The 23,316-nt window shown below is 64.8% G+C and carries 21 protein-coding genes; 7 read left to right on the top strand and 14 right to left on the bottom strand.

Annotated features, from left to right (window positions below; translation table 11 throughout):
- Nucleotides 1–221: 221 nt before the first annotated feature.
- From hflC to DOM54_RS15065, 9 genes are all read right to left on the bottom strand, one after another.
- Nucleotides 222–1,187, bottom strand: a complete 966-nt coding sequence (hflC, locus tag DOM54_RS15105; RefSeq protein WP_110717139.1) for a protease modulator HflC — start codon at nt 1,185–1,187, stop codon at nt 222–224.
- Nucleotides 1,187–2,419 (bottom strand): FtsH protease activity modulator HflK, encoded by a 1,233-nt coding sequence (gene hflK / locus DOM54_RS15100; protein WP_110717138.1) that lies wholly within the window; start codon nt 2,417–2,419, stop codon nt 1,187–1,189. Before hflK ends, hflC begins: the two co-directional genes overlap by 1 nt.
- A gap of 194 nt (nt 2,420–2,613) precedes the next feature.
- The gene (gene hflX / locus DOM54_RS15095) at nt 2,614–3,936 is read right to left on the bottom strand and encodes a ribosome rescue GTPase HflX (protein ID WP_110717137.1); all 1,323 of its coding nucleotides are present in this window, start codon (nt 3,934–3,936) and stop codon (nt 2,614–2,616) included.
- Between the two features lie 14 nt (nt 3,937–3,950).
- A complete protein-coding gene (gene hfq / locus DOM54_RS15090) occupies nt 3,951–4,202 on the bottom strand; it encodes an RNA chaperone Hfq (RefSeq protein ID WP_110600638.1) in 252 nt (83 codons plus the stop codon).
- A gap of 127 nt (nt 4,203–4,329) precedes the next feature.
- Nucleotides 4,330–5,310, bottom strand: coding sequence for a tRNA (adenosine(37)-N6)-dimethylallyltransferase MiaA (gene miaA / locus DOM54_RS15085; RefSeq protein WP_110717136.1), 981 nt, complete (start codon nt 5,308–5,310; stop codon nt 4,330–4,332).
- A gap of 4 nt (nt 5,311–5,314) precedes the next feature.
- Nucleotides 5,315–7,297, bottom strand: a complete 1,983-nt coding sequence (gene mutL, locus DOM54_RS15080) for a DNA mismatch repair endonuclease MutL (RefSeq protein WP_110717135.1) — start codon at nt 7,295–7,297, stop codon at nt 5,315–5,317.
- A 37-nt stretch (nt 7,298–7,334) separates the two neighbouring features.
- Nucleotides 7,335–8,789 carry an N-acetylmuramoyl-L-alanine amidase gene (locus DOM54_RS15075; RefSeq protein ID WP_110717245.1) on the bottom strand — a complete coding sequence of 485 codons (1,455 nt, stop codon included), beginning with the start codon at nt 8,787–8,789 and terminating at the stop codon, nt 7,335–7,337.
- Nucleotides 8,790–8,956: 167 nt separating this feature from the next.
- Nucleotides 8,957–9,439 (bottom strand): tRNA (adenosine(37)-N6)-threonylcarbamoyltransferase complex ATPase subunit type 1 TsaE, encoded by a 483-nt coding sequence (gene tsaE / locus DOM54_RS15070; RefSeq protein ID WP_110717134.1) that lies wholly within the window; start codon nt 9,437–9,439, stop codon nt 8,957–8,959.
- A complete protein-coding gene (locus tag DOM54_RS15065) occupies nt 9,423–10,940 on the bottom strand; it encodes an NAD(P)H-hydrate dehydratase (RefSeq protein WP_110717133.1) in 1,518 nt (505 codons plus the stop codon). Before DOM54_RS15065 ends, tsaE begins: the two co-directional genes overlap by 17 nt.
- Nucleotides 10,941–11,101: 161 nt before the next feature.
- On the opposite strand from DOM54_RS15065, the gene queG reads away from it, so the two are divergent.
- Nucleotides 11,102–12,193: a tRNA epoxyqueuosine(34) reductase QueG gene (gene queG / locus DOM54_RS15060; protein ID WP_110717132.1), complete on the top strand. Its 1,092-nt coding sequence runs from the start codon at nt 11,102–11,104 to the stop codon at nt 12,191–12,193.
- Nucleotides 12,194–12,218: 25 nt separating this feature from the next.
- Here the strand turns inward: queG and orn are convergent, their stop codons facing one another.
- The gene (gene orn, locus DOM54_RS15055; RefSeq protein WP_110717131.1) at nt 12,219–12,788 is read right to left on the bottom strand and encodes an oligoribonuclease; all 570 of its coding nucleotides are present in this window, start codon (nt 12,786–12,788) and stop codon (nt 12,219–12,221) included.
- Between the two features lie 168 nt (nt 12,789–12,956).
- Here orn and rsgA point away from each other — a divergent pair, with 168 nt between their 5' ends.
- Entirely contained in the window at nt 12,957–14,000 is a 1,044-nt protein-coding gene (rsgA, locus tag DOM54_RS15050) for a small ribosomal subunit biogenesis GTPase RsgA (RefSeq protein ID WP_110717130.1), read from the top strand.
- A gap of 381 nt (nt 14,001–14,381) precedes the next feature.
- Here the strand turns inward: rsgA and DOM54_RS15045 are convergent, their stop codons facing one another.
- Entirely contained in the window at nt 14,382–15,710 is a 1,329-nt protein-coding gene (locus DOM54_RS15045) for an NCS2 family permease (protein ID WP_110717129.1), read from the bottom strand.
- 370 nt (nt 15,711–16,080) lie between these two features.
- On the opposite strand from DOM54_RS15045, the gene DOM54_RS15040 reads away from it, so the two are divergent.
- Nucleotides 16,081–16,911, top strand: a complete 831-nt coding sequence (locus tag DOM54_RS15040; protein WP_110717128.1) for a sulfurtransferase — start codon at nt 16,081–16,083, stop codon at nt 16,909–16,911.
- A gap of 184 nt (nt 16,912–17,095) precedes the next feature.
- Complete coding sequence (gene asd, locus DOM54_RS15035; protein ID WP_420852759.1) at nt 17,096–17,941, top strand: archaetidylserine decarboxylase; 846 nt, start codon at nt 17,096–17,098, stop codon at nt 17,939–17,941.
- A gap of 15 nt (nt 17,942–17,956) precedes the next feature.
- Here asd and DOM54_RS15030 read toward each other — a convergent pair whose 3' ends face one another.
- The gene (locus DOM54_RS15030; RefSeq protein ID WP_162619893.1) at nt 17,957–18,559 is read right to left on the bottom strand and encodes a TetR/AcrR family transcriptional regulator; all 603 of its coding nucleotides are present in this window, start codon (nt 18,557–18,559) and stop codon (nt 17,957–17,959) included.
- 187 nt (nt 18,560–18,746) lie between these two features.
- On the opposite strand from DOM54_RS15030, the gene DOM54_RS15025 reads away from it, so the two are divergent.
- The 3 genes from DOM54_RS15025 to arfB are packed head-to-tail and all read left to right on the top strand — an operon-like array spanning nt 18,747 to nt 20,932.
- Complete coding sequence (locus DOM54_RS15025; protein ID WP_110717125.1) at nt 18,747–20,027, top strand: NAD(P)-binding protein; 1,281 nt, start codon at nt 18,747–18,749, stop codon at nt 20,025–20,027.
- Nucleotides 20,027–20,473, top strand: coding sequence for a nucleotide triphosphate diphosphatase NUDT15 (locus tag DOM54_RS15020; RefSeq protein ID WP_110717124.1), 447 nt, complete (start codon nt 20,027–20,029; stop codon nt 20,471–20,473). Before DOM54_RS15025 ends, DOM54_RS15020 begins: the two co-directional genes overlap by 1 nt.
- 42 nt (nt 20,474–20,515) lie before the next feature.
- Complete coding sequence (gene arfB / locus DOM54_RS15015; protein WP_110717123.1) at nt 20,516–20,932, top strand: alternative ribosome rescue aminoacyl-tRNA hydrolase ArfB; 417 nt, start codon at nt 20,516–20,518, stop codon at nt 20,930–20,932.
- 25 nt (nt 20,933–20,957) lie between these two features.
- Here arfB and DOM54_RS15010 read toward each other — a convergent pair whose 3' ends face one another.
- A complete protein-coding gene (locus tag DOM54_RS15010) occupies nt 20,958–22,094 on the bottom strand; it encodes a M20/M25/M40 family metallo-hydrolase (protein ID WP_110717122.1) in 1,137 nt (378 codons plus the stop codon).
- Nucleotides 22,091–23,287: a M20 aminoacylase family protein gene (locus DOM54_RS15005; protein ID WP_110717121.1), complete on the bottom strand. Its 1,197-nt coding sequence runs from the start codon at nt 23,285–23,287 to the stop codon at nt 22,091–22,093. The genes DOM54_RS15010 and DOM54_RS15005 overlap by 4 nt, the downstream gene beginning before the upstream one ends.
- Nucleotides 23,288–23,316: the final 29 nt, after the last annotated feature.

Below are 23,316 nucleotides of genomic sequence, written 5' to 3'. Positions count from 1 at the left end.
GCCCACCCCGTGATAGTCGCGGCCGAGGCACCATGGGGCGTGGCCGCGCGGCGCCTTCCGGACTCGCGCCAGCGCCTGGCTCGGCGTAACCGAGATTGATGGCACCGATACAGGCCGCACAAAAAAGCCGGGCGAAACCCGGCTAGGCGATGTTACCACGAAACGCCCGCGGAAAAATCCCGCGGGCGTCCGTTTTCCGCACTATTCGCGGCGGTTGCCACTCACGGCGCAGAGGTCCCGTCGGGGTTCGGATTCTTCAGGTAACGGAAGAAGTCGCTGTTGTCGGGACTCAGCACCAGCAGGTCCTTTCCTTCGCCACTGAAGCTGTCGCGATAAGCCTGCATCGAGCGGTAGAAGGAGAAGAAGTCCGGTGCCTGCTGATAGGCGCTGGCGTAGATCTTCGCGGCCTGGGCATCGCCCTCACCTCGGGTGGTCTCCGCTTCCTGACGCCCGTTGGCCAGAATTTCCTGGCGCTGACGGTCGGCATCGGCACGGATCGCCTCCGCCTGCTGAGAGCCCTCCGCACGATAGGTCCGCGCGGCGCGCTCGCGTTCCGAGTTCATCCGCTCGTAGACCGCCTGGGTCACTTCGGGCGGGAGCTCGATACGCTTGACGCGGATGTCGAGGATATGGACGCCAAGCTCGTCGCGCATGGCCTGATCGAGCTGTTGCACCGGTTCGACCATGAGCTCTTCCCGGGCACCCTCGACGGTATCGGCCCCCTTGTCCTCTCCCACCAGTTGCTGGTCGTCGCTCTCTGCAGCGATCCGCTCCTGGATGATGGATGACATCTCAGTCTGACCGAACTTGTTGCGCAACGCCTCGTCGGTTCGTGGCGCAATCAGGTTCTCAGCGACCTGGATATTGCCCCGCGTTGCTTCATAGAACTGCTGCGGGTCGGCTATCTTCCATTTCACGAAGGAGTCGACGATCACCGCCTTGGAGTCCGCGGTCAGGTAGCGGGTCGCGCTGGAGTCCACCGTCTGCACGCGCACATCGAAGACACGAACCGTGTTGAACACCGGCAGCTTGAAATGCAGGCCGGGGCCGATGTCGTTTTCGATCACTTCGCCAAAGCGCAGCTTGATGGCGCGCTCGGTCTCGTTGACGACGTAGAAACTGGCGCTGGCGAACCATGCCAACAAGGCCAGGATGATGACGCCAATCAGGGCGCGGTTATTAAACATTAGCGACCCTCCCGCAGGCTGGAACTACGCGTCGGCTGCTGCGAGCCACTGTTCATGTGATCGACTACCTGGCGTGATATCTGTTCGAGCTGCTGCATGCTCATCGACGAGGAACCGCTTTTGCCATTGGCGTTGCCACCCGCCTGCATCTGGTTGAGCGGCAGTACCGTCACGGCATTGCTGTCACCCAGGTCGACGAGCGCCTTCGGCGTGTTGCTCAGCACCTGGCTGATGGTTTCCAGGTAGAGGCGTTGCCGGGTCACGTCCGGTGCCTGGCGATATTCGCCCAGCAGCGAGTTGAAGCGATTGGTCTGGCCCGTGGCATCCGACACGATGGCCGCCTTGTAGCCGTTGGCCTCCTCGACCAGCCGCTGTTTCTGCCCCTTGGCCTCGAGCACGACGGCCTGGCTGTAGGCATTGGCCTGGTTGATCGAGCGCTGACGCTCCTCGCGGGCGCGGATGACGTCGTCGAAGGCGTTCTGGACCTGATCCGGAGGCGCCGTCGATTCGACGTTGACCGTCTGCAGGCGCAGGCCGGTGCCGTAGGCGTCCATGTAGGCTGTCAGACGATCGAAGATGCGCTGCCCCAGCCGATCCCGGCCGGTGGTGAGAATCTCCTGCAGATGCATGTTGCCCACTTCCTGGCGCAGGGCGGAGTCCATCGCGTTCTGCAGCGTCATTTCCGGCTCGTTGACGTTGACCAGGAAAGCATGCGCATCGCTCACCACGTACTGGGTCGACACGCTGACGCGGACGATATTTTCGTCGCTGGTCAGCATCGAGTCCGTCTGCGTGGCGGAGCGAATGCTGGTCACGTTGACGTTGTCCACCCGATCGATGATCGGCGGGTTCCAGTGCAGGCCGGGATTCAAGGTGTCGGTGTACTTGCCGAGACGGAACACCACACCGCGCTCGGACTGGTCGATCAGGTGGAAACCCGAACCGGCCCAGATCACGGCCGCAACGATCAGCACCAGGACCGGCAGCACGAACGGGTTGCGCTTGCCGCCACCGCCGCCGGCGCCATCCCCGCCGCCGGAGCCCGAACGCTTGCCACGCCCGCCCAGCAGCCGATTGATCTTGTCCTGGAACTTCTTCAGCGCCTCATCCAGGTCTGGCGGCCCCTGATTGCCGCCACCGTTGTTGCCACCATTACCACTCGGGCGCCGGCCCCCTCCGCCGCCCCAGGGGTCCTGCTGGTTGTTGCCACCACCAGGCTCATTCCAAGCCATACCTAGTCTCCAATGATGCAGTCAAAGCATTGCGTCAGGCCAAAGCATTACGCATGGCATCGGGAGCGTGAGCCGCCGTGGCGTTGCACTCGCGTGCAAAGGGCTTGTTCGAACCGAGATCGAACCCTCGTTACCCTGCATCGTTCGGGTCCGGTTCTCGGACCACGAAGCTCCCCTGCGTCGTTTTTGTCACCTCAAACCCGTTCCCAATCGGCAACCGGTGTCTTTTCCGAGGTGGGTAAATAGTCGTCGGCGCGTTCGCCCAAGCGAGCCATCATCTGCATAAACTCCCGCCGGGGCAAGCGAATCTCCAGATTCGAATGACCCTGTTCGTCGAACGCTTCGCTCTGCACCGCCTGCAATTCGTGCAGCGCCGCTCGTAGTCGACCCTGCTCGGGTGTCAGCGTCAAGCGGATATCCAGGATATCCTCGGCCAGCCACTCGCCGAGCGCCTCGCGCAGCAGCTCGAGTCCCTCGCCATCGCGCGCGGAGAGCCATACGACCTGGGGAAATCCATGCTCGTCGCGCTCGATGCGCGGCGACGTGCCCAATAGGTCGATCTTGTTCATCACCAGCAGTCGGGGCACTTCGTCGGCATCGATCTCCGACAGTACGCTGTCGACCTGGGCGACATTGAGCTCGCGGTCCGGGTCGGCGGCATCGATCACGTGGACGATCAGGCTCGCCTCCGTGGCCTCCTGCAGCGTGGCCTGGAACGCCTCGACCAGCTTGTGCGGCAGGTGCCGGATGAACCCGACCGTATCCGCCAGCACCACGTCGCCAACATCCGGCACGTCGAGCCGGCGCAGGGTCGGATCGAGCGTGGCGAACAGCTGATCGGCGGCGTATACCTCGGAGGCCGTGATCGAGTTGAACAGGGTCGATTTGCCAGCGTTGGTATAACCCACCAGCGACACGCTGGGCACCTCCGCGCGCGCTCTGGCGCGGCGGTTCTGATCGCGCTGCTTGCGGACCTTCTCGAGGCGTTTGTGGATCGACTTGATCCGTCCACGCAGCAGGCGACGGTCGGTCTCGAGCTGGGTCTCGCCAGGCCCCCGCAGGCCGATGCCGCCCTTCTGCCGTTCCAGGTGCGTCCAGCCTCTCACCAGGCGCGTGGACATGTATTCGAGCTGGGCCAGCTCGACCTGGAGCTTGCCCTCGTGGGTTCGCGCGCGTTGCGCGAAGATATCGAGAATCAGGCCCGTTCTGTCGAGCACGCGACACTTTAGCGCACGCTCGAGGTTGCGCTCCTGGGAGGGAGACAGGGCATGATTGAAAATAACCAGTTCGGCATGATGGGCCTCGAGCGCGGCCTTGACCTCGTCGAGTTTGCCACTGCCGATGAAGGAGCGAGGATCGGGGCGGCGCCGACTGCCCTGAATCAGGGTAGCCGACTCCGCCCCGGCGGAGCGTACCAGTTCCAGGAGTTCACCCGGATCCTCGCGCTCCTGCTCGTCCTGAAAGTCCACATGGACCAGAATCGCCGTTTCGCCGGCGTCGGGACGTTCGAAAAACAATCACAACCTCTCGATTAGCTATCGAGTCCGGGTGCTGCGTTGGGGTCCTGCGGCGGCAACCGGACGTTACGGGACGGCACGACCGTCGAAATGGCATGCTTGTAGACCATCTGACTGACGGTGTTGCGCAGCAGGATGACGAACTGATCGAAGGACTCGATCTGCCCCTGCAACTTGATGCCGTTGACCAGAAAAATGGAAACCGGGATGCGCTCCTTGCGCAGAATGTTCAGGTACGGATCCTGAAGGGACTGTCCTTTGGACATGTTGCTCTCCCTAATGCTGTTATGAGTAGTGCTGTTTTAGTTGGGCGGCGATTCGTTCTGACTCGGCATCACACCGGCGGCATCGCTTGCCGCGAGTATAGGTCTGGACGAAGCCCGCCATTTTACGCTAACTGCCGTGCTCACGCACGATTTTCGCAATTTGCCCATCGACGTCCGATGCACAGCTGTCGACCCAGTGCAGATCGGGCCAGCGCCGCAACCAGGTCAGCTGACGCTTGGCCAGTTGACGCGTGGCGGCGATGCCACGCTCACGCAGCGCGTCGCGATCATAGGCGCCTTCGAGATGCTCCCAAGCCTGCCTGTAGCCGACGCTGCGCATCGATGGCAGATCGGCGTGGAGATCGCCTCGCTGTTTCAATGTAGCCACTTCCGAGACGAATCCACCAGCGAGCATGGCATCGAAACGCCGGGCGATGCGTTCGTGCAGCACGCTGCGCTCGGCAGGCGCGAGAGCTATGGACAACAGTCGCCAGGGAAAGTTTTCCTGCTGCTGGCGCCGCCAGTGCTCGGAGAGCGTCACGCCACTGAGCCGAAACACCTCGAGCGCCCGGATCAGGCGTTGCCGGTTGCGCGGATGGATCGCCCCGGCGGCCTGGGGGTCGACTTCCGCGAGCTCCTCATGGAGCGTCTCGAAGCCCTCGCGCTCGCCGCGCTGACGAAGTCGCTCGCGCAGCTGCGGGTCGGCGGCGGGCATGGCGGCCACCCCCTCGACGAGACGCTTGGCGTACATCATCGTCCCACCGACCAGCAGCGGCATTTTGCCGCAGGCACTGATCTTCGCCATCTCGGCCAGAGCGTCGCGGCGAAAATCGGCGGCGGTGTAGATCTCCGCCGGATCGCGAATATCGATCAGCCGGTGCGGCGCCCGGGCCAGCTCGGCCGGAGACGGCTTCGCCGTCCCGATATCCATGCCCCGGTAGACCATGGCGGAATCGACGCTGATCAGTTCGGCCCCCAGCCGCTCATGTAGCGCGATGGCACTGTCGGTCTTGCCCGAGGCGGTCGGACCGAGCAACAGAATCGCCAGCGGTCGGTCGTCCTGGCGCGAATGCTCTGACGGTGGAAAAGTGGAAGAGGCGTCGTTCACGCGGTCACTGCCCCCGAAGAAACAGCTTGTCGAGCTGCGCCATCGACATCTCGGTCCAGGTGGGACGACCGTGATTGCACTGCCCGCTGCGCTCGGTTCGCTCCATGTCTCGCAGCAGCGCGTTCATCTCCGGTAGCGTCAGTAGCCGGTTGGCACGCACGCTGCCGTGGCAGGCCATGGTGCTGAGCAATTCGTTGATGCGGGTCTCGAGCCGGTCGGAGCGGCCGAACTTTTCGAGGTCGCCGAGCATGTCCCGCACCAGCGGCTCGATGTCTGCGTCGGCCAGCAATGCGGGAATCTGGCGGATCAGCAGTGTCTCCGGGCCGGCCGCATCGAGCACGACCCCGAGCCGGGCGAATGCCTCGCGCTCCTGTTCCGCCACTTCGGCCTCACCCGCGCTGACCGCCATGGAGACTGGCACCAGCAGCGGCTGGGCATCCAGCGCCCCCGCGTGAATCTGCTGTTTCATGCGCTCGTAGACGATCCGTTCGTGGGCGGCGTGCATGTCGACGATCACCATGCCGCGCTCGGTCTGCGCCAGGATATAGACGCCATGCAACTGCGCCACTGCATACCCCAGCGGCGGTGCCTGGGTGTCGTCCGTGGCCGGCAGGGTGGTCACCGCTGCCGGCGAGCGCTCGTCCTGGGCGACGCTGGCCGCTTCGCCGCCTGGCGCGCCAGCGCCTGCTTCCCGCGGCGTGAGAAGCGTCGATTCATGATCCGGATGCAGCGCGTGATAACCGGCCATGAATTCGCGAATGCGCTGCGTCCCGGGCCGGTTCTGTCCGACCTGTGCCCCCGGCGAGTGCTGCCCAGCCAGCGCCATCCGCTGCTGCTGCCAGTCCGGGGAGTCGCCCCCGGCCGGCGGATACGCCGGGTTGCCCGGCCGTGGCGAGGCCGTGGCGACCGTCATGTCGGCGGCAGAGTCGTCCGCGCCCTCCTCGCCGCTTTCCGCCACCGCATCGTTGGGTTTCACCGAGGCCAGCGCGCGGTGCAGGCTCGAAAACAGGAAATCGTGGACCAGACGCCCATCGCGGAAGCGCACCTCGTGCTTGGTCGGATGGACATTGACGTCCACCACCCGCGGATCGAGTTCCAGGTAGAGCACGAATACCGGATGCCGGCCGTGAAACATTACGTCGCGATAGGCCTGGCGGATAGCGTGGGCGACCAGACGATCCCGGACGATGCGTCCGTTGACGAAGAAATACTGCTGGTCGGCCTGGGCCCGCGAATGGATCGGCTGTCCGACCCAGCCCCACAGTCGCAGCCCCGTGGCTTCCAGGTCGACGTGCAGCGCTTCATCCAGGAAACGTCTGCTCAGCAGGGAACCGATTCGACGTTCGCGCCCGGCCTGATCCGATGCCACAGCAGGCAACTGATGCACCACCTTCTGGTTGTGCCGCAGCACCCAGGCAATATCGAAACGGGACAACGCCAGCCGCCGGAACGCCTCCTCGACGTGGCCGAACTCGGTCTTCTCGGTACGCAGGAACTTGCGCCGCGCGGGGGTGTTGAAGAACAAGTCGCGCACCAGCACCGAGGTGCCCCTCGGGTGCGGTGCGGGGGTGACCCGGGGCTCCATCTGGCGCCCCTCGGCAACCACCCGCCAGCCGCCAGCGGGGTCGTCGGCGGCGTTGGAAATCAGCTCCAGCCGCGAGACCGAACTGATCGACGCCAGCGCCTCGCCACGGAACCCCAGGCTGGAGACATCCTCGAGGTCCTCGAGCGAGGCGATCTTGCTGGTCGCGTGTCGGGACAGCGCCAGCGGCAGATCCTCCTCGCCGATGCCGATGCCATCGTCGCGCACCCGGATCAGCCGGGACCCGCCCGCCTCGAGTTCGACCTCGATGCGCCGGCTGCCGGCATCGATGGCGTTCTCGACGATCTCCTTGACCACCGACGCCGGACGCTCGACGACCTCCCCCGCGGCGATCTGGTTGGCCAGGCGGGGATCGAGTATGCGGATGCGTGATGAGTCGCTCATCGACGGTCTCCTGCGGCTGTCGCCTCAATTGCCATCATCATGGAATGGTCAACACCTGCCCAACCCGCAGGATATCGCTATCCAGCCCATTGGCCTGCTTCAGCGCCTTCATGCTGATGTTGTGGCTCGCCGCCACCTGGGACAAGGAGTCGCCTCGCTGGACGCGGTACTCATTGCTGGCGCCGCCACGCCCCTGATCCCGCTGCCAGGCCAGCAGACTCGAGGGCGGCGGATGCTGGCGAAAGTGGGCCACGATGCCCTCGTAGATCGCCTGGGCCAGCTTGGCCTGGTGCGCGGACGACTTGAGCTGGGCCTCCTCGCGCGGATTCGAGATGAACCCGGTCTCCACCAGCAGCGACGGGATGTCGGGTGACTTCAGCACCACGAAGCCGGCCTGCTCGACACTCGACTTGTGCAGCTTGTTGATCCGCCCGAGCTGGTCGATCACCTGCCCCCCGGTCGCCAGCGAGTCGTTCATCGTCGCGGTCATGGTCAGATCGAGCAGTACGCCGCGCAGTACCTCGTCCTTGTCGTCCAGGCTCAAGTTGCCATCGACACCGCCGATCAGATCGGACTGGTTCTCGCTCGCCGCCAGCCACCGTGCGGTCTCCGAGGTCGCCCCTCCTTGAGAAAGCGCATAGACCGAACTGCCGGATGGCTGGCTGCTGCGCACCGCATCGGCATGCACCGACACGAAGAAATCGGCTTTCTGCTGGCGCGCGATCAGGGTGCGCTGGCGCAGGCCGATGTAGTAGTCGCCATCTCGGGTCAGAAAAGCCTTGAATCCCGGCGTCTGGTCGAAGCGCTGCTTGACCTTGCGCGCAATATCCAGCACCACATCCTTCTCCCGGGTGCCGTGGGGACCGATCGCCCCGGGGTCCTCGCCGCCATGCCCGGGGTCTACCGCGATGATGATGTCACGCTTGGGATGGGGCTGGGCTTCGACAGCGGACGCCACCACTTCGGCCTGCTCCGGCTTGCCTTCGGCCACGGCCTCCTTCTGCGCCCGCTGCGCGGCGATCTCCTGATCCCGGATCATGGCCTCGATGGGATCGATGGGATCCTTGACCGCGCTGGCGCCGGGATAGTCGAGATCGACCACCAGACGATCGCTGTACTGCTCGTTGGGCGGCAGCGTGAAACTCTTGGGTGCCACGGGTCGATTGACGTCGAGCACGACCCGCAGCCCACCGCTCTCGCGCACGCCGGTGCGCACCTTGGAGATGGCGCTGTCGTCCAGATCCAGCTTGTCGACATCGAAATCCAGGTCGGTGCTGTCGAGATCGATCACGACGCGGTCCGGGCCATCCAGCGTGAAGATATTGGCGTTGACCGGCCCCGACATGTCGAATACCAGCCTGACGTGATCAGGCGCCGACCACAGGCGCATGTTGTGGACTTCAACCGCCTGCGCCTGCGCGGCCGTACCCAGGCAGCAGAGAGATACCAGCGCCGTCACCATTGCCCGCCCATCCCTCCCGAGACGGTCCATCCGGCTCCCCACGAAACGGCTCGTGGCCGACCCAGGCAACCTCACCGACATGGCCAGCGAGCAGATCCACACCAGCAGCCGTAGCGCATACCTGACCCCACCGGCGATTCGTGACGGGACATCGCGACGGGCGGTCACGATCGCGGCCGACATCTCTCGAGCGTCTTTCAGCATTCATCTTCCTTGTGACTCAAGCTCGCCGGCATTGCCGCCAAGACGGCTCTTCCCTGTTGACTGTAAGCAGTTCCCGACACCCGCCGGCCACCACCGGAGACCAGTTGCAGATGAATCTCCAGGTCCGGGGCCGGCAACCAGCCCGCGCCACGGCTCGGCCACTCGATCAGGCACAGTGCGTCGCTACCCAGCATGTCGCGAGCGCCCATGAACTCGAGCTCTTCGGGGTCGCCGAGGCGATAGAGGTCGAAATGAAAGATCCGGGCTGACGCGGTCTCGTAGGGCTCGACGAGCGTGTAGGTCGGACTCTTGACCGCTCCCCCATGGCCATGGGCCCGAAGTATGCCACGCGCCAGCGTGGTCTTGCCGGCGCCGAGGTCGCCGATCAGATGAACCTGGCCACGACCGGCCAGAGCCCGGCCCAGTGTTTCACCAAAGGCCACCTGGGCGGCTTCGTCGTTAAGCGTGATCGGCATGACTCGAGACAGGTTGAGGGTTGACCAAAGTTCGCGCATAGGATGCCAGATCAGTCGCCAGCAAACCACGCTCGCCGGCGTCCAGGGCCGCCGCGTCCGCCGCCAGGGCATGGACCAGCACGCCGATCCGGGCAGCCTCTTCGAGCGATGCGAGCTGGCCGGCCAGCCCGGCGATGATACCGGTCAGCGCATCGCCCATCCCGCCGCTGGCCATGCCAGGATTGCCGAACGGGCAGAGCGTGAGCCGCTCGCCGTCGTAGACCAGCGTACCCGCGCCCTTGAGCACGATCGTGCCACCCCAGCGCCGTTGCAGGGCGATCACGGCATCACGCCGATCTCGCTCCACCTCGCCGGTGGACATTCCCAGCAGCCGACCTGCCTCCCCGGGATGCGGCGTCAGCACCCAGTCGTCGTGGCGGCGGTCGTGCTCCTCGCGCACCAGCAGGTTGAGTGCGTCGGCGTCGACCACGCAGGGCTTGCCAGCGTCGAGCACGCTCTGAAGTGCCGCCTGCCCCCAGGCGCCGCTACCGATGCCCGGGCCGATGGCCACCGTGTCGGCGGCTTCGATCATCGTGGCCAGATCCGGCGCGCCGCGCACGCCTCGCGCCATGATCTCGGGGAACCGGGTCAGGCTGGCCGAGACATGAGCGGCGTCGGTGGCCAGACTGACCTTGCCGGCACCGACGCGTGCCGCCATCTCGCTGGTCATCAGCGCCGCCCCGCCCATGCCCGGGGCGCCGGCCACGACCAGTGCGTGGCCGTAATTCCCCTTGTGGCCGCTGGGCTTGCGCGGTGGCAGGGCCCGGGCCAGATCCTCACGCGTCTGCAGCCAGGCGACCGGTGTGATATCGCCATGTGACTGGGGATCGACGCCCAGCGAGGCACAGATCACATCGCCGACCACGTCCAGCGCCGCGCCGGTGTGCAGCCCCAGCTTGTCGCCGATGAAGGTGACCGTCAGTGTCGCCGCGACCGCTTCCGTCTCGACGTGACCGGTATCGACATCGACTCCCGAGGGTACATCCAGTGCCATGACCGGGCAGCCACTGGCATTGACCTCAGCGATCGCCGCGGCATAAGGCGCGCGCGGTGCGCCGTGGGCACCGGTCCCCAGCATCGCGTCGACCATCAGTTCTCCATCCAGCGTCAGCTCGTCGTCCCACGCCACCGGCAACACCCCCGCTTCCACCGCCAGCTCGGCGGCTCGGCGCGCGTTGCCCGCGAGCTCGGCCACCGGCTTCAGCGCCACCAGTTCGACCGCCACGCCATCGGCGGCCGCCAGCGCGGCGACGACATAGCCATCGCCCCCGTTGTTGCCCCCGCCGCAAAGCACGCAGAGGCGACGGACGCCCGGCCATCGGGCACACAGCGTCTCGTAGGCCGCCTCCCCGGCGCGGCGCATCAAGGCGAAGCCATCGTCCTCGGCCTCGATGGTGCGGCGATCCAGTTCACGGACCTGGCCGGCGAGATAGAGCGGGCGCTGAGAAGAGGAGGCGGACATGGAGGCTCCTGTCGTCTTCCGAAAGATTGCGAACAACCCTGGTGTGGTTATCGATGAACGCCGCCGCCGAGGGCCGTGACCGGCATCCGGCTGACGTGCGCCCGGCTAGTGGTGTAGGGTAGCGCACCCGACACTCCCATCCCTGCATGCGTCCCTGCGGTATGTCACAGCCATCCAGCGTCGATTTCAACGAGCTCGCCTCGCGCATCAAGCAATGGGGGCGAGAGCTCGGCTTCCAGGCGATCGGTATCACCGATACCGACCTGCAGACCCATGAGCGCTATTTACAGCGCTGGCTGGAGGCCGGGCACCATGGCGAGATGGACTACATGGCCAGGCACGGGACCAAGCGAACGCGACCCGAGGAGCTGGTTCCCGGAACGCTGCGCGTGATCAGCGCGCGCCTGGATTACCTGCCGCCCGAGGTCGAGACCACCAGGATACTGGGACAGCCGCAAAAGGCGTACGTTTCACGCTACGCCCTGGGACGCGACTATCACAAACTGATCCGCAAACGCCTTGACCAGCTGGCGCGCAGGATCGAGCAGGAAGTCGGCCGGATCGGCTATCGCGCCTTCGTCGATTCCGCCCCGGTCATGGAGCGCGCCCTGGCCCAGAAGGCCGGCCTGGGCTGGTTCGGCAAGAACGCCATGCTGTTGAATCCCCAGGCCGGCTCGCTGTTTTTCCTGGGAGAGCTTTACACCGACCTGCCGCTGCCGGTGGACCCACCGTTCGAGCGCGAGCACTGCGGCTCCTGCAGCAGTTGCCAGACCGCCTGCCCGACCGGGGCGATCATCGACGACAAGGTGATCGACGCGCGGCGCTGCATCTCTTACCTGACCATCGAGCTCCACGGCAGCATTCCGCTCGAGTTTCGTCGTGCCATGGGCAATCGCGTCTACGGTTGCGACGACTGCCAGCTGTTCTGCCCTTTCACTCGCTTCACCCGCGTCAGCACCGAGCCGGATTTCGCCCCGCGCCACGATCTCGATCGCGCGGAACTGATCGATCTGTTCGCCTGGAGCGAAAGCGAATTCCTCAAGCGCACCGAAGGCAGCCCGATCCGGCGTATCGGCTATCCGCGCTGGCTGCGCAACCTGGCCATCGGCCTGGGCAATGCACCCTGGAGCGAGCGCGTCGAGCACGCCCTGCGAGCTCGTCTGGCCTACCCCTCCGACCTGGTTCGCGAGCACGTGCGCTGGGCACTCGAGGAGCAGCAACGCAAGCGTGAGGCGCGCATCGCCAGCGGCTGAGCAACCGCGCTCGTGGCGGCAGCTGTCAGCCAGGCAGTTTCAGAAACGTCTCTCGGTAGTGCTTGAGTTCCGCCAGCGACTCGCGAATATCGTCCAGGGCCTGATGGGTGTTCTGCTTGGTGAAGCCGTTGGCCACCGCCGGATTCCAGCGCTTGGCCAGCTCCTTCAGCGTCGAGACATCCAGGTTGCGGTAGTGGAAGAAGTTGTTGAGCGCCGGCATCTCGCGCTCCAGGAAGCGCCGGTCCTGGTGGACGCTGTTGCCGCAGACCGGCGAGGTACCGGGCACGACGTAGGTGGCCAGGAACGCCAGCGTGCGCCGCTCCGCTTCCGAAGTATCGATGGTGCTCTCGCGCACCCGCCGGACCAGTCCGGATTCACCGTGCGTCTTCTGGTTCCATTCGTCCATCCCGTCGAGCAGGGCATCCGGTTGATGCACCGCCAGTACCGGGCCTTCGGCGATCAGATTGAGCTCACCGTCGGTGATCAGGGTCGCCACCTCGATAATGCGCTCCCGATCCGGGTCAAGACCGGTCATTTCCAGATCGATCCAGATCAGCAGATCGCTGCGGGCGCCAGCGGCGGATGGTTCAGACATGAACAACTCCAGAGTCGGTGTCCCCGGCCACTCGGACGCGAGCGGACACGGCAGGTCGGTAACGGCTACAATGCCGCCATTCTACCCCCGTGACACGAGGAAGGGGCAAACGCCGGAGGTGAGCTTTCCCTCTCCTGAGCTACAGACAACCGTGAGCCGACGCCAACCATGAGTCGCCGCAAACTGACCCGCCAGCAGCGCTGGCGGGTCGAGAAGATCCAGGCCGAGCGCGCCGAACGCGCCTCGAAGAAGGACGAGCGCGACAGCGAGCGTCTCGATGCCGGCGAGTACAGAGCCGAGCGCCCGGGACGTGTCGCCGCCCATTTCGGCCGCTCGCTGGAGGTCGAATTCATCGATGGCGACAGCGTCAGTCGGCACCGCTGCCACCTGCGTGCCAACCTGGAGGGGCTGGTCACCGGCGATGCCGTGATCTGGCGGGAAGCGAGCGACGGCAGCGGCGTCGTCGTCGCTCGTGGCGAACGCACCAGCGTGCTGGAGCGCCCGGATCTTCACGGCCAGTTGCGCCCGGTGGCCGCCAATATCGACCAGATCCTGATCGTGGTCGCGGTGGAACCGGAGCCGCATCCGAACCTGATCGATCGTTATCTGGTGGCTGCCGAGAATACCGGTATTCCGCCAGCGCTGATCCTCAACAAGAGCGACCTGCTGCCGGTCGAGGGCGGGCCGTTACGCACCATGCTGGCCCGCTATCGTGGGCTGGGGTATCCGCTGATCGAAGCCTCGGCGCGGGGCGATAACGGTCTCGACGCCCTGCACGCACAGTTGACGGACCGCACCTCCGTCTTCGTCGGTCAGAGCGGAGTCGGCAAGTCGTCGCTGATCGACAAGCTGCTACCGGAGGAGACGCTGCGCATCGGCGCCCTGTCGGCGGACACCCGCAAGGGCAAGCACACCACCACCACCGCCCGGCTCTACCCGCTGCCCGAGGGCGGTATTGCGGGACGCCCCCGCGAGGGCGATCTGATCGACTCGCCCGGCATCCGCGAGTTCGGCCTGTGGCACCTCGACGAGCGCGAGCTGGCCGACGGTTTCATCGAGTTCCGCCCCTTTCTCGGCCACTGCCGCTTTCGCGACTGCCGCCATCGCCAGGAGCCCGGCTGCGCCCTGCTCGACGCCGTCGAGCGCGGCGAGATCCACCCGCAACGTTTCGCCAGTTTTCAGCGGATACGGGACGATATTGCCGCGTCGTAAGAGCCACCAAGATTTGTCGATGTCACCCCAGGCGCCTGGCAAGACGACGCTGAGCGGCTCCCGCTGAGTGGGTCTTGTGGCATGGACATCACAGGAGGCGCGCAGGGACAGGGATGTCCTTGCGCGCCGACCCAAACGTAAGCGGAGAGTCGCTCAGGGTTTCGTCGCCTTGTGGCGCCAAAAGAGGGGGCGCGACGAGGGGGCGAGCGTTAAGCCCCCTCGTCACGGCGAGCAGTAGGCCGGCCCAAGGCTCTGCAGTCGTAGTCCCACTGCAGGGGACACCTCACCCGGCAGAACTCCAACGACCATGAGGATCGTCGTGTTCTGAGACGCAGCGAAGATTGGCGAGACGATCGAAATCATCGATCGCCTGGCCAAGTATCAGCCCTCGAACAACATCAGGATCGAGAGGAAGAACAGCACCCACATCGCCGGGCGCACTTCCCTCGCCTTGCCAACGCCGACCTTGACCACGACGAACGTGAGGAACCCGAACACCACGCCATGGGTGATCGAGTAGGTCAGCGGAATCAGCATCATCGCCACGAACGCCGGAATGGCATCATCGTACTGCTGCCAGTCGATGGTGCGAATCGGCGAGAGCATGAATACCCCGACCATGATCAGCGCCGGCGCGGTGGCGATCGCCGGGACCAGCGCCAGCAAGGGCGACAGGAACAGAAACGGCAGGAACAGCAGGCCGGCGACCACGGCGACGAGGCCCGAGCGACCGCCCTGACTGATACCGGCGGCGGACTCGACATAGGCATTGGCCGGACTCGTGCCCATGGGCGCGGAGATCAGCGCGGAAGCCGCATCGACCATCATCGAGCGGCGGATGTTGCGCGGCTCGCCGTCTTCGTCGAGCAGGTTCCCCGCCTGACACACCCCGATGAAGGTCGACATCGCATCGAAGAATGTCGTGAACAGAATGACGAAGATGAACGGCCAGTAGGCCACCGACAGCGCACCGCTGAAATCGACCTGGCCCATGGCGCTGAAGTCAGGCCAGGCGAAGATACCCTGGAAGTTGACCAGCGTCGGGGTGCCGGTCGGCGACACCGCGCTGGCATCGCCCCAAAGGCGACCGATCGGGATCGCCAGCACCGTGGTGACGACGATGCCCAGGATCAGCGCCCCCTGGACGCGCCGAGCGACCAGTACTGCGGTGATGCCGAGTCCGATCAGAAACGTGACGAGCGCCGGGGTCATTTCGCCCAGTCCGACCACCGTGGCCGGATTGGACACCAGCATGCCGGCGTTGACCAGGCCGATCACGGTAATGAACAGGCCGATCCCGCAGGCAATGGCGTGGCGCAACGTGGCGGGAATCGCGTCGACCACGTAACGGCGGACGTTGAACAGCGCCAGGATCCCGAACAGCACCCCGGACCAGAACACGCAACCAAGCGCCGTCTGCCAGGGAATACCGGCCCCCATCACCATGGTGTAGGTGAACAGTGCATTGATCCCCATCCCGGGGGCGACCAGTATCGGGTTACGCGCGTAGAGCCCCATCATCACGCTGCCGAAGAAGCTGATCAGCACCGTCGCGGTCAGCGCCCCCGCGAAGGGCACCCCGGCGCCGGAGAGGATCGAAGGGTTGACCACGATGATATACATCGCCGCCAGGAACGTGGCGACGCCGGCCAGCACCTCGGTTTTCGGCGTCGTGTCCAGTGAGCGAAGGGAAAACAGTTTTTCTAGCACGCGACTATCTCCTGGGCGGTACTGTCATTGTTGTTGGCGGTGTCATCGGCGGCGTCTCAGCCCCCCACGAACAGCGTTGCCGGGCCTGCAAGATCCGCGACAGCAGGCGACACCCGCGGCAGCGAGGGCGTTCGCATCGTCATTTTGTATACAAGAATGAAGGCAATGAAAAGCCAAAAGTTGACCGACCTGTCAACTTTTGCCTTCCGGGCCCCACCGCCGATCGCCAAGCGCGGCGTAGTATAACGAAAGCCTATCCGATCCGGCAGGCCGTCCAGCTACCGGGCCGGCGGTGGGCTATGTCATCATCGCCGGTGTGCCGCCTTTGAATCCGCTTCAGACGTGATATCGATGCCAAGGAGAAAAGCCCATGAGTTCCGAAACGCCGCAACTGCCGCTGATTCTGGATCCGGCCACGCTGTCACGACACCTCGAGGACCCGCACCTGCTGATCATCGACGTACCGCTGAAGGTGGACAGCTACCCAGCCGGTCACGTGCCCGGGGCTATCTTCCTCGATTCCCGTCGTCTGCTGGCGGGTTACGGCGAGGTACCCAACGACGTGCCAACCGAAGCCGCGCTGAGCACGCTGTTCTCGGAACTCGGGCTGACGCCGGAAACTCACGTCGTCGCCTACGACGATGAAGGCGGCGGCTGGGCCGGGCGTCTGCTGTGGACGCTGGAGCTGATCGGACACCGCCGCTACTCCTACCTCAACGGCGGCATTCACGCTTGGCGTGCCGACGGCCATCCGCTGGAGACCATTTCCAACACGCCGACACCCAGCGACTACCAGGCTGCCTATCTCAACCCGGCGCTGCAGATTCGTCGCGAGGAGCTTATCGAGCGTCTCGACGATCCGCAGCTCGCGATCTGGGACGCCCGCTCCGCAGAAGAGTATCGCGGCACCAAGGGCGACAACCGGAAACTTGGCCATATCCCCGGCGCGGTCAATTTCGACTGGCTTGACGTCATGGACAAGCATAATGACCTACGCCTGCGCGACTACGCTGAACTGATCACCGAGCTGGAAGCCCGCGGCCTGACGCCGGACAAGGAGATCGTCACTCACTGCCAGAGCCACCACCGCAGCGGCCTGACCTGGCTTGCCGCCAAGGCGCTCGGCTACGACAACGTGCGTGCTTATCCCGGCTCCTGGAAGGAGTGGGGAAATCGCGACGACACGCCGGTGGAGAAATGACAGCTGGAAGCTAAAACCACCCACACCTGTCGAATCAAACCGTTGTGGTTTTGGGTTCTGAACTTTCTCCCAGCTTCAAGCTGATGACTTACCGCTCCGGGCGAAGCTCGGTTGCACCGGCCGGGCAGTCTCGCTACCTTGTCCGCCTTCCGTCAGTCCCTCTTCTTTCACCGGGGTCGTTATCGTGGATCGCCAGGAACTCTTCGCCAGAATTCAGTACCCGCTCCCCCACCACGCGATCTCGCGACTGATCGGCCGGATTGCCGATAGTCGGATCCCTTGGGTCAAGGATCTGTTCATTCGTCGCTTCATCGATACCTACGGCGTCGACATGAGCCAGGCCCTGCAGCCGGACCCGAGCGCCTACGCCTGCTTCAACGACTTCTTCACCCGGGCGCTGAAGCCGGACGCCCGCCCCCTTGGCGAGGGGCTGCTCTCGCCGGCGGACGGCGTACTCTCACGTTACGGGCGTATCGAGCATGGCACCCTGATCCAGGCCAAGGGCCAGACCTATTCGCTCAGTGCCCTGCTGGGCGGCGATGTCGCCCGTGCGGCACCGTTCCGCCAGGGCAGCTTCGCCACGGTCTATCTATCGCCGAAGGACTATCACCGCGTACACATGCCGATGACCGGGACCTTGCGCGAGATGACCTACGTGCCGGGCCGGCTGTTCTCGGTCAATAGCGCCACCGCCAACCATGTGCCGGGCCTGTTCGCGCGCAACGAGCGGCTGGTCTGTCTCTTCGATACCGAGCACGGGCCGCTGGCCATGGTGCTGGTCGGCGCGATGATCGTGGCCGCCATCGAAACCACTTGGGCCGGCCAGGTCACGCCGCTGAGCGGGAGGGTACAGACCACCCGTTTCGATGAACCCATCGTGATCGAGAGAGGCCAGGAGATGGGCCGCTTCAAGCTTGGCTCCACCGTGGTGATGTGCCTGGGGAGAGAGACCGCGTTCGGCGACTTCGATCCCCAAGGCAGCCCGATCAGCATGGGGCAGACGATGGGCGCGCTGCCAGGCACAGCGTGACCCGGCTGGCACCGGCTATCCGTCGGGCCGATCCCGTACGTAGGGCCCCAGCGCCCGATCGATGACGGCTTCGACGAAATCCTGGTCGATCTCCGAAAAGGAGACCGACAGCCGGTAGTAGACGGCGCCGTAGATCAGATCCATGCTCAGGTCCGGATCGATCTCCGGCCTGAGCTCGCCTCGCTCGACGGCGCCGACAATGGCTTGTCGCCCCATCTGGCGGCGCGGTCCGATCCAGCGCTCGACGAAGGCGCGGCTCAACACGGGGTCGGATTGGGCGGCACCCAGCAGATACTGCAGCAAGCGGCCATGAGGGCCGTTGAGAACCTCGGCCAACGCCAGCACGCTGCGACGGAAACTGGCAACGACGGGCAGTTCGTCATCGTAGGCGATGCTCGGCCCGACCGCTTCCAGAAAGGCATCCATGACAATGGCAACCGCATTTGGCCAACGTCGATAGATGGTCGACTTGGCCACCCCCGAGACGCTGACTATCCGCTCGACAGTGGCATGATGAATTCCTCCTTCCAGCGCCAGTTCCAAGGCGGTTCGCATCACCTCGGCTGAAGCCGTGGCACTACGTGGCCGACCTGGGCGTACAGGAGAAACGTCGGGCATGGAAGACATCCTTGTCAAAAACAGCTCCTGAAAGATACGATAATATAGGATACGCACCGTATCGTATCGTTTTTTAGTAAAAAACTGTTACTCCTGCCGCGACTCAGATCCCGCCGACCGCCGCTGTCACGGGCATCCAACCGTCGTTCGACACGCATTACTGCTCGAGGCCTCATCATGGAGAGTTATGATGGAGAGTTATGACGTCACCATCGTCGGAGCCGGCCCCGCCGGACTGGCCGCCGCCCAAAGACTCTCTGGCCAGGAACGCCGGGTACTGCTCGTCGACCGGGGTCTGGACATCTCGAGGCGCGACAGAAACGACGAAGCCAATCTGACCCAAGGCCAAGGCGGTGCCGGACTCTACTCGGACGGCAAATTCTCGTTCTTCCCATCCGCAACGCGGATATGGCAATTGCCGGAACGCGATGCCTTGTATCGCGCCTACGCCTGGACCTGTGACCTGCTCGAATCCTACGGTATGCAGACACCGCCGTTCCCGAACAGAACCGACGCCTACACGCCGGAGGAAGGCCGCTGGAATCTGAAGGACTACCCCTCCCGCTACCTGCCGCTGCAGGCACGGGAAGAGATGGTCCTCGGCCTGGTCAATGGCGTCGATATCGACATCTTGACCGGGACCTGCGTGACCTCCCACCGCTACGACGCCAACGAGCAGCGCCATCACCTGCAACTGGAGGGTCCCGACGCAGCGCCCAGCGCGCTCGCCACCAGGACACTGATCTGGGCCACAGGGCGTTTTGGCGCACTGGACATGGGCGATATCGAGAAGGTCTTCCACCGCCTGGAAGTCGGGTTCCGTATCGACCAGCCCAGCGAGCAGGCCTTCTTTCAGGCGTTCTCCAATCTCGACCCCAAGCTGACGCTGCAGACGGCCGAAGACGGTATCGAATGGCGCACTTTCTGCGCCTGTCGCAACGGCAGAACCGTGCTGACCCGAACGCAGAGCCTGTGGACAGTATCGGGACACTCGGACGGCCCACCCACGGCGCGCTCCAACGTCGGTTTCAATACGCGCATTCTCGACGAATCGATGGCACGGGAGGCGATCTCGACATTACAGGACGCCATGGCCGACCGGGACGCCTACTTCGAAATCCCCCTGTCGGCATGGCTGGAAGAGGACGCAGAGACCATGGCCCGGATGCGACGCCTCTATGGCGACGCCGTGGCGTGTGCGATGTTGAAGGGGCTGCGCCAGCTCGTCGACAGTTTCCCCCGGATCGAACATGAAGCGACACGTCTGATCGGCCCGACCCTGGAAGGCGTCGGCTGGTATCCCGGCGTCGACGACCAGCTACGCCTGCCCGGACAACCGACCTGGGTGGTCGGCGACGCCTGCGGGCTGTTCCGAGGCATCGTGGCCGCCTTCATCAGCGGCCATTATGCGGCAAGCGCAGTACTGTCGAACTTGTCGAAAGCATCGCTGCAGGAGGAATCATTCTGATGGCTGCTCCCGTTTCCCGCGTGGGTGTCGGTGTCATCGTCACCCGCCCCGGCGGCGACCTGCTGCTGGGCTATCGTATCAAGGCCGGTGAGACGCCCACCTGGTGTCTTCCCGGCGGGCACGTCGAACCCGGGGAAAGCTTCGAGGCCGCGGCACTGCGGGAACTGCACGAAGAGGCTGACATCATCACTCGACAGCCGGTCGAGGTATTCGCCTTCCTGCAACAACTGGACAGCGACCGCACCGCGATCACCGGCGCGGCGAAGATCTCACTCGGCGACGAGACCGCCGAACCGCAAGTGACCGAACCGGATGTCTTCGCCCGCTGGACGTGGTTTCCGCAAGATGAGCTCCCCACGCCGCTGTTTCCAGCCAGCGACGCCATGCTCAGCCTGTGGCAGGATAGGCCCTGCCCCGAAGGCTGGCGTATCTATCGCGTCGACTAAGCGAGGCATTCCCTTCATTTTCGAACACTCAGGGAACAGCCGATGCCACTGGAAATCTCCCGCAACGTCTCGATTCCCGACAACGAGATCGAGCTCATCGCCGTCCGCGCCCAGGGCGCCGGCGGCCAGAACGTCAACAAGGTCTCCTCGGCGATCCACCTGCGCTTCGACATCCGGGCCTCCAGTCTGCATCCGGGTTTCAAGGAGAAGCTGCTGGCCCTGAGTGACAAACGCATCACCCGCGACGGCATCATCGTGATCAAGTCGCAGGAGCACCGCACCCAGGAGCTCAACCGGGAAGCCGCACTCGTCCGGCTGAAACAGTTGATCAAACCCGTGCTCTATGGCGACAAGCCACGACAGGCCACCAAGCCCAGCCGCAGCGCCAAGCGCAAGCGCGTCGATCAGAAGACGAAACATGGCCAGAAGAAACGCCTGCGCAGCCGTATCGACGACTAGACCGAGCGAACCCGCCCCCTGGTAATCAGCGTAGCGCGGCCATCAACCCGGCCATCAGTCTCGCCCGCTCGACCAGGCTGTCGACCTCGATATGTTCAGCCAGGGTGTGGACGCCCGCGCCGCGAACGCCCAGTCCGTCGAGCGTCGCCAGCCCCATGGCGCCAGTGAAGTTGCCGTCGGAGCCGCCACCGCTGCTGGCGTGTGGGAGCGGCATGCCCAACTCGTCGGCAATCGCCTTGGCCTGGGCGTAGAGCGATAGCGTCGCCTCGCCCGCTTCCCATACCGGCCGGACCACGCCGAGCTTGACCTCGAAGCCGAGGCCATCGGCATCGCGCTGGTTGAACGCCAGCATGCGTTCGATACCGCGATCCAGGTCGGATTGACGCTTGGCCATGCTCAGCGCCTCGCCCCGACAGCTGGTCGACACGCAGTTGACCCACTGTCCGCCCTGCACCACACCGACACTGAAGGTGCAGTCATCGTCGGTCATCGACTCGATCTCCGGAATTCGCACCACCATCTCGCGAATCGCCGAGTGGCCATCGGCCAGCGCTGCGCCGGCATGACTAGGCCGACCGTGAGCGAGCAGCTCGAAACGCGCGATCGCATAGCGCCCGGTGACCACGCCATTGCCCGCTCGCGCCGGTTCCGGAACCAGGATGTAACGATGCCTTGCCGTTTCCCGCTCGATCAGCTCGCGGGTACCGGGGCTGCCGATCTCCTCGTCGCAGGTCAGCAGCACATGAATCGGCAGCGTCGTGTCGACTCCCGCCTGCCGGAGTGCGACCACCGCGCGCAGCGCCGCATAGGTGCCACCCTTCATGTCGCAGATCCCGGGTCCATAACAGCGCCCCCCTTCACGCCGAAACGGCAACGTCGCTAGCGTGCCGACCGGATGGACGGTATCCAGATGCGCCATGATCAGGATGCCACCTTCGGCCTGACGGGGATGCGGGAAGCTCGCCTTGACGCAGTCACCCAGCCCCGCAGGCCCGGCAACGCGTTCGACGCTCGCCCCCATCGTCACGAGATCTTCCGCTGCCAGTGTCATCATGCGATTGACGGCAGCGCTATCGAAGGTCGGACTCTCGCACTCGACCCAGCGCTGCAGCCCGGCCAGCATCTCATCGAGATCGAATTCGAGAGTGGCGGCGAGACTCATGCGTTCATCGCCCGGGCGGCGCTAGTCGCCTCCAGCTCGTTGAGACGACGTTCGGCGACCCGCGCCAGCAGGCTGGCCCCGATCGGCAGAATCCCGTCGTCGAGCACGAACGCCGGATTGTGCACCGGGACATCACCGGCATGGCCAACCCAGCAGTAGGAGCCCGGTACCCTTTTCAGCATGTCGGCAAAATCCTCGCTGCCCATCGCCGGACGGCCGAGATCGGCGACGTTGGCATCGCCGACGATCTCCCGGGCCGCGGCCGCCAGGGCCTCGGTCTGGCTCGGATGATTCTCCAGTACCGAGAAGATATTGCGGATATCGACCTCGATCTCGACGCCGTAGGCGCTGGCCAGGCCGGCTGCCAGTTCACGAATACGCTGATGAATCAGAGCGGCGACGTCGTCGTCGAAGGTGCGAATGGTGCCGGAAAGCGTGGCCGATTGCGGAATCACGTTGTAGGCGGCGCCGGCGTGCAACTGAGTGATCGAGACCACCGCCGCGTCCAGTGGATCAGAGTTGCGGCTGACGATGCTCTGCATCGCCTGGGAGAGCTGCGTCGCCACCACGATCGGATCGCGGGCATTGTTGGGCTGCGCGCCATGGCTTCCCCGGCCGCGGATGACGATGTCGAAGAACTCGGCACCGGCCATCGCCTTGCCGCTCATCACTCGGATCTGGCCATGATCGAGATGCGGGGCGTTATGCAGCGCATAGATCTCGTCGCAGGGGAAGCGCTCGAACAGCGCCTCGGCAATCATTGTCCGGGCGCCGCCCAGCCCCTCCTCCGCCGGCTGGAAGATCAACACCACCCCGCCGGCGAAATCGCGCGTCTCGGCGAGATAGCGCGCTGCGCCCAGCAGCATGGTGGTGTGGCCATCGTGACCGCAGCCATGGAAGCGGCCGGGGTGCTTCGAGGCAAACGCCAGCCCCGTCTCCTCGTCCATCGGCAGCGCATCCATATCGGCACGCAGGCCGAGCGTCTTCCCCGGGCCCCGCTTGCCATCGATGAGACCGACGACACCGGTCTTGCCCACGCCGGTATGCACGTCGATGCCCAGTTCGTGCAGATACGCGGCAACGATGGCGGCGGTGCGCTGCTCCTCGAAGCCGATTTCCGGATGGGCGTGGATATCGTGGCGAATCGCGATCAGTTCATCGGTGAAGGCATCGATACGCGGTAACGTGGTCATGACGGCTCCTTGGAATCAGCGTCTGCAGC

Source organism: Salinicola acroporae (genome assembly GCF_003206615.1).
Taxonomy (GTDB): domain Bacteria; phylum Pseudomonadota; class Gammaproteobacteria; order Pseudomonadales; family Halomonadaceae; genus Salinicola; species Salinicola acroporae.
This window is presented reverse-complemented; position numbering and strand designations above follow the sequence as displayed.

Excerpts from the sequence above, each read along its gene's own strand:
- hflC (WP_110717139.1), bottom strand. The coding sequence starts at position 1,187 with ATGTTTAATAACCGCGCCCTGATTGGCGTCATCATCCTGGCCTTGTTG.
- hflK (WP_110717138.1), bottom strand. The coding sequence starts at position 2,419 with ATGGCTTGGAATGAGCCTGGTGGTGGCAACAACCAGCAGGACCCCTGG.
- hfq (WP_110600638.1), bottom strand. The coding sequence starts at position 4,202 with ATGTCCAAAGGACAGTCCCTTCAGGATCCGTACCTGAACATTCTGCGC.
- mutL (WP_110717135.1), bottom strand. The coding sequence starts at position 7,297 with ATGAGCGACTCATCACGCATCCGCATACTCGATCCCCGCCTGGCCAAC.
- DOM54_RS15075 (WP_110717245.1), bottom strand. The coding sequence starts at position 8,789 with ATGGACCGTCTCGGGAGGGATGGGCGGGCAATGGTGACGGCGCTGGTA.
- tsaE (WP_110717134.1), bottom strand. The coding sequence starts at position 9,439 with ATGCCGATCACGCTTAACGACGAAGCCGCCCAGGTGGCCTTTGGTGAA.
- DOM54_RS15065 (WP_110717133.1), bottom strand. The coding sequence starts at position 10,940 with ATGTCCGCCTCCTCTTCTCAGCGCCCGCTCTATCTCGCCGGCCAGGTC.
- queG (WP_110717132.1), top strand. The coding sequence starts at position 11,102 with ATGTCACAGCCATCCAGCGTCGATTTCAACGAGCTCGCCTCGCGCATC.
- orn (WP_110717131.1), bottom strand. The coding sequence starts at position 12,788 with ATGTCTGAACCATCCGCCGCTGGCGCCCGCAGCGATCTGCTGATCTGG.
- rsgA (WP_110717130.1), top strand. The coding sequence starts at position 12,957 with ATGAGTCGCCGCAAACTGACCCGCCAGCAGCGCTGGCGGGTCGAGAAG.
- DOM54_RS15040 (WP_110717128.1), top strand. The coding sequence starts at position 16,081 with ATGAGTTCCGAAACGCCGCAACTGCCGCTGATTCTGGATCCGGCCACG.
- DOM54_RS15030 (WP_162619893.1), bottom strand. The coding sequence starts at position 18,559 with ATGCCCGACGTTTCTCCTGTACGCCCAGGTCGGCCACGTAGTGCCACG.
- DOM54_RS15025 (WP_110717125.1), top strand. The coding sequence starts at position 18,747 with ATGATGGAGAGTTATGACGTCACCATCGTCGGAGCCGGCCCCGCCGGA.
- DOM54_RS15020 (WP_110717124.1), top strand. The coding sequence starts at position 20,027 with ATGGCTGCTCCCGTTTCCCGCGTGGGTGTCGGTGTCATCGTCACCCGC.
- arfB (WP_110717123.1), top strand. The coding sequence starts at position 20,516 with ATGCCACTGGAAATCTCCCGCAACGTCTCGATTCCCGACAACGAGATC.
- DOM54_RS15010 (WP_110717122.1), bottom strand. The coding sequence starts at position 22,094 with ATGAGTCTCGCCGCCACTCTCGAATTCGATCTCGATGAGATGCTGGCC.
- DOM54_RS15005 (WP_110717121.1), bottom strand. The coding sequence starts at position 23,287 with ATGACCACGTTACCGCGTATCGATGCCTTCACCGATGAACTGATCGCG.